Here is a 7126-nt window from a genome sequence, read left to right as displayed (position 1 = left end):
GGGAACCCCTGTGCCGGCGATGGAAGCGAGTGGGGACCTGGCTTGGTGGGAGCCAGCCTGCTGGCGATGGGGATAACGGCAACAGCAGGTGGGTTTCTGCCTACCAGAACCGCCACCAGGGGCGGCGCTCCAGTTTGCGCAGCGCCTTCAGATGCCCGCGTGCCGCGGCTTTCCGGTACCACGCGCGCGCAATGGCCAGATTGCGGCGCACGCCGTCGCCGCGCTCATGCAGCAGACCCAGTTCGAACTGGGCGTCGGCATGGCCTGCACCGGCGGCACCGCGAAGAAGGCGCACCACCTCGTCGATCTGGCGTGGCGTGCCGCGTCCTCCGTCGATCATCCGCGCCAGCGCGAACTGCGCGGGTACGTGTCCGCGGTCCGCTGCCGTCGAAAGCCAGCGCACCGCCTCACGATCGTTGCGCGCGACACCGTCACCCGCGGCAAGACGCTGCCCAAGCAGGAACTGCGCAGCCGGTTCCTGCGGCCCGAGCCGTGCCAGGTTGCCCGACGCCGGATCGTCCGTGGGTTCGGCGGCATCGAGTTCCGCCAGGTGCCTGCGGGCCTCACTGTCGCCCTGCTCCGCGGCACGGGCGAACCAGTAGCGTGCCTGCTCACGATCCTCCGGCAGACCGCTGGCTTCGAGAAAGAGCTTGCCCAGGGCGAACTGGGCCGTACCGTTGCCGAGTTCCGCAGCGCGCCGGTAGTGCAAGGCGCTCTGTGCCGGATCGCGTGCCACACCGATGCCGTCGCCGAACATGTGCGCCAGGCTGCACAAGGCGTCTGCATAGCCTCGGGCCTCGGGATCGCCGCGCTCTACCGCCTTGCTGTAGAAGGCGAAGGCCAGCTCCGCATCGCGTGGCACGCCACGGCCGAAATAATGCGACACGCCGAGGTTCACGCACGCCTGCACGTGTCCCTGGTCGGCGGCGAGGCCCCACCAGCGCAAGGCCTCCTTGCGATCGGCGGCCACACCCTGCCCGCGGGCGTACGACGTGCCCAGCGCGCACTGCGCTTCGGCCAGGCCAGCGTCGGCGGCGCGTCGGTACCAGCTCGTGGCTTCAAAGGGATCGCGCGGGACACCCAGGCCTTCCGCGTAATGCACCGCGAGTTGGCACTGGCTTTCCCGGTGCCCCTGCTCGGCCGCGCGGCGAAACCATTGCGTCGCTCTTTGGTGATCCTGGGCCACGTGCTCACCGGCCGCATAGGTGCGGCCTACGTGAAACTGCGCCTCGACGTCCCCCAACTGGGCGGCCTTTTCGAGGCGCCCGAACTTCTGCAGCGCGTCCATCTCCGCCACGAAGCGGCGGTCGACGAGCACGCTCGATTTCCCCTCCGACATTCCGTTCCCCTGAAAACGACTGCCGATCGTGGGGCCGGATCATAGGTGGAAGCGGCCGCGGAAGATATCGGTTTTTTGGAGAGCCCCCGGCGATTTTCAACGAAGCGACGAAACTGATCCCGCCCCGCGCCGGTTTTCCGGTCCGGCCGAAAGGGGGAGGATGGTCGTCATCCCAACGGAGACCCTCCCATGAAAGCGATCGTCTACACGCAGAACGGCCTGCCCATCGACCAGCCCGGCGCCCTCATCGACATGGACCTGCCGCGTCCCGCGCCGGGTCCGCGCGACCTGCTGGTGGCGGTGCAAGCGGTGTCGGTGAACCCCGTGGACACCAAGGTCCGCAAGAACATGCCGGTGACCGAACCACGCGTGCTGGGCTTCGATGCGGTAGGCAGCGTCGTGGCGGTCGGCAGCGACGTCAGCCTGTTCAAGGCGGGCGACACGGTCTATTACGCCGGCTCCCTTCTGCGGCCGGGCAGCAACGCCGAGTTCCAAGTCGTGGACGAGCGCATCGTCGGCCACAAGCCGGCGTCCTTGAGCGCCGCTCATGCCGCCGCCTTGCCGCTCACCGCACTTACCGCCTGGGAGCTGCTGTTCGACCGGCTGAAGATTGCCGAGCACGGCCATGACGGCGAGTCCCTCCTCGTCATCGGCGCGGGTGGTGGCGTGGGCTCGATTCTCGTGCAGCTCGCTCGCCGGCTCACCAAGCTCAAGGTAATCGGTACGGCGTCGCGCGAGGAAACCGCCCAGTGGGTACGCGATCTTGGCGCGCATCACGTGATCGATCATGGCAAGCCGCTGGCGCCGCAGCTGGAAGCACTGGGTCTGTCGCAGGTCGACCACGTGCTCAGCCTGACCCACACCGACGACTACTACGAGCAGATCGTGGAGATCATCACGCCGCAGGGTCAGTTCGGCCTCATCGACGATCCGGCGTCCCTCGACGCGACGAAGCTCAAGCGCAAGGCGGTGTCGCTGCATTGGGAATCGATGTTCACCCGTTCCACCTACCAGACACCGGACATGGGTAAGCAGCACGAGATCCTCGATCGGGTAGCGGCACTGATCGACGACGGCACCTTGCGTACCACGTTCGGCGAACACTTCGGCACCATCAACGCCGAGAACCTGCGTCGTGCGCACCAGCTCATCGAAAGCCACAAGGCGCGAGGCAAGATCGTGCTCGAAGGCTTCTAAGCGATACACGGACGGCGATGTCGTCACCGTAGTGGTGACGACATCGGGTCAGTTCAGCATGCCCCGGATGCGGGCAAGCAGTACGTCGATCTCGAACGGCTTGGACAAAAGGTCCATGCCCTTGCCGATGAAGCGTGAGCGCTCCATGGCATTCTCCGCATAGCCGGTCATGAGCAGTACCGGCATGAACGGCCGCCACGCGCGCGCCGCCTCCGCGAGTTCGCGACCGTCCATGCCCGGCATGCCGATGTCGGTAAGCAGAAGGTCGAACGATTCGTCGCCGCGCAGCAGGCGTAGCGCATAGTCCGTGTCGTCGGTAGCCACGCAGGCGTATCCGGCCTGGGTCAGCACTTCGGCCGTGAGCACACGCAACGAGTTCGTGTCCTCCACCAGCAGGATCCGCTCGCCCTGGCCGCCGCCTATCGATTCGACGATCGGCGCCTCAACCTCCGCTTCCGCCTGGCTGGCGGGAAGCAGCAGGGAAACGTCGGTGCCCCGGCCGAGTGTGCTGTGGATGCGCGCCTCGCCACCGGACTGGCGCGCGAAGCCATAGATCATCGACAGGCCGAGGCCCGTACCCTGACCCAACGGCTTGGTGGTGAAGAACGGCTCGAATACCTTTTCCAAGGTATCCGGGTCGATACCTGTCCCGTCGTCTGACACCATGAGTTCGATGTAGTCACCCGATGCCAGGGCGGTGTCGTTCTCGATGCGTCGGCGTGACGTATGTACGCGGATCACGCCGCCATCGGGAAGCGCATCGCGCGCGTTGATGACGAGGTTGATGACCGCGTTCTCCAACTGGTTCGCATCCACCTCGGCCACCATCGGTAGTTGGGCGAGTTCCAGATCCAGCACGATCCGTTCGCCCAGTGTCCGACGCAGCATGTCGTCCAACGATCGGATGCTGCGATTGACGTCGATCGCCTTCGCATCCAGTGGCTGCTGTCGTGCAAAGGCCAGCAGGCGATGGGTCAGCGCCGCTGCACGGCGGGCGGAACCGAGCGCCGCATCCGCAAAGCGCTGGACCTTTTCCGTGCGCCCCGCCTCCACCTGGCGATTGATGAGATCGATGCCGGTGATGATGCTTGTCAGCAGGTTATTGAAGTCATGCGCGATGCCACCGGTGAGCTTGCCGAGCGCGTCCATTTTCTGCGCCTGCAGCAACTGCGACTCGGTGCGTGCGCGCTGCGCGATCTCGATCGCGAGCTGGCTGTGCGCGCTGTCGATGCGTTCCAGTTGGTCGCGCTCGCGCCGACGCTGCTCGGTCACGTCCTCGACGAACACCAGTCCGGTCTCGCCGCGGTATGGACTCACACGCCATTCGGTTTCGCGCGTCCCGTTGCGCGAACGGATGCAGAGAATACCGCGCCAACGTTGCTTCGCTGCGAGTGCCGCGCGCATCTCCGCCAGCGTCTCGTCCTGGCCCGTCTCGAAGCAGGCACCCAGACGGTCGTCGCAACCCGATTCGTCGAGCATGCGCTCGAACGCCTCGTTGCACTCCACGATACCCAGATCGCCGTTCACCACCGCGATAGGCGCGGCAATATTGGTAAATATCTCGCGGAACCGCGCCTCGGCCGCGCGCAACGCGTCCTCGGTGTCGCGGACGCGGATCAGTGTGCGCAGCGTCGCCAGTAACACGTCCGGGTCGACCGGATGGATGAGATAGGCATCCGCGCCGTTGTCGAGTCCGGTAATCAGGTCGCCGGTATCGATGGATGCGGCGGACACGTGGATCACCGGCAACAACATGGTTTCCGGCGCGCTGCGCAGATGCTTCACGATGTCGAATCCGCTCATGTCGGGCAGATTCACGTCGAGAATCACTGCAGCAAACTCCTGCGTCGCCAGCAAGGCAAGGCCTTCCGAGCCCGTGCCCGCCTCCACGACCTTGTAGCCGTGACGCTCCATCGTGCGACGCATCGCGTAGCGCGTCGCGGCATTGTCGTCGACGATGAGGAGATGACTAGACCGCGGCATCGCTTGCCTCCACAGGCAACGTGAGGGGCAGGACGACGTGGAACACGGAGCCTACGCCGGGCGTGCTGACCACGCCGACTTCGCCGCCGAGCAGGTGCGCGAACTGCCGGCACAGGGACAGGCCGAGGCCGCTGCCACGCACGCGCTTCTGCAGCGGCGAATCGACCTGGGTGAAATCTTCGAACAAGGAAGCCTGCAGTTCCTCGGGAATGCCGATGCCGGTATCGCTGACGGCAAAGCGCACGCGATCGTCGCCGTCGAGGCTGGCGGACACGCGGATCTCGCCGCGCGGCGTGAACTTCATGGCGTTGGAAATGAAGTTGCGCAGGATCTGGGCGAGTTTCTTGTCGTCGGTATACAGCCGCGGCATGCCGGTCGGCTCCTCGAAAATGAGGTCGGCGTCGGTGGCATCCATGATCGGCCGGAACATGCCGCGCAGTGCGGAGAACAGGTCCATCAGCTCGAACCACGCGGGCGAGATGGTGATGCGGCCAGCCTCGACCTTCGCCAGATCGAGCAGGTCGTCCACCATGTCGCTCAGTTCGCGCGCAGCACTCGCCACGAACGCCACCTGCTTGTGCTGCTCCGGTGCGAGCGCGCCGTCCAGTTCGTCGGTCAACAGCCGGGCGATGCTGAGGATGGAACCGAGCGGCGTGCGGAACTCGTGGCTCATGTACGAAAGGAACCGGCTCTTCAGCTCCGAGGCCTCGCGCAATTGTTCCGCCTGCTTGTCCAGCTCGGCATAGAGCGCGAGCACGCCCTGGTTCGTTTCTTCGAGTTCCGCGCGGAGTCCTGCGTTTTCGACGCGCAGCCGTTCGATCTCGTCGTGGTCGCTCATGCGTTGGCTCCCAGGGCCATGGCGAAGACGGTCACATCGTCTCGCCCGCGGTTGAAATCGCGATGCAGGAGCGTCGTGACCACGCCAGGATGGCGAGACGCCAGCCCCGGATAGTCGCGGGCGTTCCAGCGGGAAATCAGCCCGTCGCTGTACATCACCAGGAGCTTGCCTTTTGCTTCCGGAAAATCGAACGGCTGCGGACGACGCGCCTGAACACCCACGATGCCCGGATGCGATGCCAATCCCCGCGACGATCCGAGGGCAAGAAGGGTTCCAGCAATGTTGCCGATGCCGGCATAGCGCAGGCTGCCCTGTTCGACGGCGTAGTGCGCGACGGCTGCCGCGCCACCACGCGTGCCGGCCATGGCGTCATTCATCGCCGCCATGAGCGCTACCGGTTCGTCGAACGCATGCGCAACGAACGCATCGGTGGCCGCATGGGCCGCCTCCTGTGCCGGGAGACCGTGCCCCAGCCCATCGACCACCAGGACCGACACGAGGTCGGCCCGTATCGCCAGCCCCCAACCATCGCCACAGACGGACTCGCCGTCCATGCGCTGCTGCGTGGCACCGAAACGGATGTCGGCCTTGCCATGACCCTTCGGGTACATGCGCGCCATGACCACCGCGCCGCGGCTGTCGGCGTACATGTCCATGACGTCGGCCTGCCGGGTGACCGAGCCCAGTCCTTCACCGCGGGTGCCGCCGGTGGAATAGCCGTCCGGCAGGCAGTCGGCGAGATTGAAACCGGGCCCACGATCCACAGCCGTGACTTCCACGCCTTGTGCCCCATGGCCGGGAAGAAGCGCGATGTGCATTTCGCCTCTCGCCGCGTGCTTGAGCACGTTGGTCGCCAGTTCCGTCGTCACCAGTGCCACGCGACCGCTGTCGGTTTCATCGAAGCCGGCATCCGCTGCCACCTGTTGCGCCACGCGCCGCGCCTGACCGACGCCCGTGGCCTCCTCGATCGGCACGATACGGGTGGGCGAACCGATGAAGATCAGTTCCATTTGCAGATAGTGATGCGCGTCCCTTGGCCGGGGGCGCTCTCGATCGAGAATTCGTCGACCAGTCGTTTGGCGCCGGTCAGGCCCAGACCGAGGCCGCCGCCCGAGGTCCAGCCATCGGTCATTGCCAGCGTGAGGTCGGGGATACCGGGGCCTTCGTCACGGAAGACCAGGCGCAAGCCCTTGCGCAGGCCGTCCTGCACGATCTGCCAGTCCATGTGCCCCCCGCCACCATAAATCACGGCGTTGCGGGCCAGTTCACTGGCCGCCGTGACCAATTTGGTTTGATCGACCAGGCGAAGCCCGGACTCGATCGCCAGCTTGCGCGCCGCCTGCCTCGCGAGCACGACGTCCTGTTCGATACGTACCGCCTGAGACCCCTCGGCGAGCACGGTCATTGCGAGCGCACGCGGTCGCGCAACAGGCTCATGCCGCGCTCCACATTGAGCGCGGTGCTGACACCGGGAAGCGTGAGGCCAAGCTCCACCAGGGTGATAGCGACGGCGGGCTGCATGCCCACCAGGACGGTTTCCGCATCCATGATCTTGGACAAGGCGGAGATAGTGGCAATCATCCGGCCAATGAAGGAGTCGACGATATCCAGTGCGGAGATGTCGATGAGCACGCCACGTGAGCCATGCAGGCGAATCTGCTCGGAAAGATCGTCCTGCAAGGTCAGCGCGAGCTGGTCGTGCATGTCGACCTGGATGGTGACGAGCAGAAACTCGCCCATGCGCAGGATAGGGATGCGATCCATGGCCG

At 65.6% G+C, this 7126-nt stretch carries 7 protein-coding genes; 1 reads left to right on the top strand and 6 read right to left on the bottom strand.

The window, feature by feature from the left end; all coding sequences use genetic code 11:
* Positions 1-100: 100 nt before the first annotated feature.
* On the bottom strand, positions 101-1318 hold the full coding sequence (locus BT115_RS10520; RefSeq protein ID WP_177257401.1) for a tetratricopeptide repeat protein: 1218 nt from the start codon (positions 1316-1318) through the stop codon (positions 101-103).
* 210 nt (positions 1319-1528) lie between these two features.
* Between BT115_RS10520 and BT115_RS10515 the strand changes: the two genes are divergently transcribed.
* The gene (locus BT115_RS10515; RefSeq protein ID WP_072322566.1) at positions 1529-2536 is read left to right on the top strand and encodes a zinc-binding alcohol dehydrogenase family protein; all 1008 of its coding nucleotides are present in this window, start codon (positions 1529-1531) and stop codon (positions 2534-2536) included.
* 48 nt (positions 2537-2584) lie between these two features.
* Here BT115_RS10515 and BT115_RS10510 read toward each other — a convergent pair whose 3' ends face one another.
* From BT115_RS10510 to BT115_RS10490, 5 genes are read right to left on the bottom strand one after another with little or no spacing between them, the layout of a single operon-like run.
* Positions 2585-4519: a response regulator gene (locus tag BT115_RS10510; protein ID WP_072322565.1), complete on the bottom strand. Its 1935-nt coding sequence runs from the start codon at positions 4517-4519 to the stop codon at positions 2585-2587.
* Positions 4506-5357, bottom strand: coding sequence for a sensor histidine kinase (locus BT115_RS10505; RefSeq protein WP_072322564.1), 852 nt, complete (start codon positions 5355-5357; stop codon positions 4506-4508). The genes BT115_RS10510 and BT115_RS10505 overlap by 14 nt, the downstream gene beginning before the upstream one ends.
* Positions 5354-6367: an ATP-binding protein gene (locus tag BT115_RS10500; protein ID WP_072322563.1), complete on the bottom strand. Its 1014-nt coding sequence runs from the start codon at positions 6365-6367 to the stop codon at positions 5354-5356. Before BT115_RS10500 ends, BT115_RS10505 begins: the two co-directional genes overlap by 4 nt.
* A complete protein-coding gene (locus tag BT115_RS10495; RefSeq protein WP_072322562.1) occupies positions 6358-6762 on the bottom strand; it encodes an anti-sigma regulatory factor in 405 nt (134 codons plus the stop codon). Before BT115_RS10495 ends, BT115_RS10500 begins: the two co-directional genes overlap by 10 nt.
* Positions 6759-7121, bottom strand: coding sequence for an STAS domain-containing protein (locus BT115_RS10490; protein WP_072322561.1), 363 nt, complete (start codon positions 7119-7121; stop codon positions 6759-6761). Before BT115_RS10490 ends, BT115_RS10495 begins: the two co-directional genes overlap by 4 nt.
* Positions 7122-7126 lie beyond the last annotated feature (5 nt).

Origin of the sequence: Luteibacter sp. UNCMF366Tsu5.1 (assembly GCF_900119235.1) — a bacterium.
Lineage (GTDB): Bacteria > Pseudomonadota > Gammaproteobacteria > Xanthomonadales > Rhodanobacteraceae > Luteibacter > Luteibacter flocculans.
This window is presented reverse-complemented; position numbering and strand designations above follow the sequence as displayed.

Excerpts from the sequence above, each read along its gene's own strand:
- BT115_RS10510 (WP_072322565.1), bottom strand. The coding sequence starts at position 4,519 with ATGCCGCGGTCTAGTCATCTCCTCATCGTCGACGACAATGCCGCGACG.
- BT115_RS10500 (WP_072322563.1), bottom strand. The coding sequence starts at position 6,367 with ATGGAACTGATCTTCATCGGTTCGCCCACCCGTATCGTGCCGATCGAG.
- BT115_RS10505 (WP_072322564.1), bottom strand. The coding sequence starts at position 5,357 with ATGAGCGACCACGACGAGATCGAACGGCTGCGCGTCGAAAACGCAGGA.
- BT115_RS10495 (WP_072322562.1), bottom strand. The coding sequence starts at position 6,762 with ATGACCGTGCTCGCCGAGGGGTCTCAGGCGGTACGTATCGAACAGGAC.
- BT115_RS10515 (WP_072322566.1), top strand. The coding sequence starts at position 1,529 with ATGAAAGCGATCGTCTACACGCAGAACGGCCTGCCCATCGACCAGCCC.
- BT115_RS10490 (WP_072322561.1), bottom strand. The coding sequence starts at position 7,121 with ATGGATCGCATCCCTATCCTGCGCATGGGCGAGTTTCTGCTCGTCACC.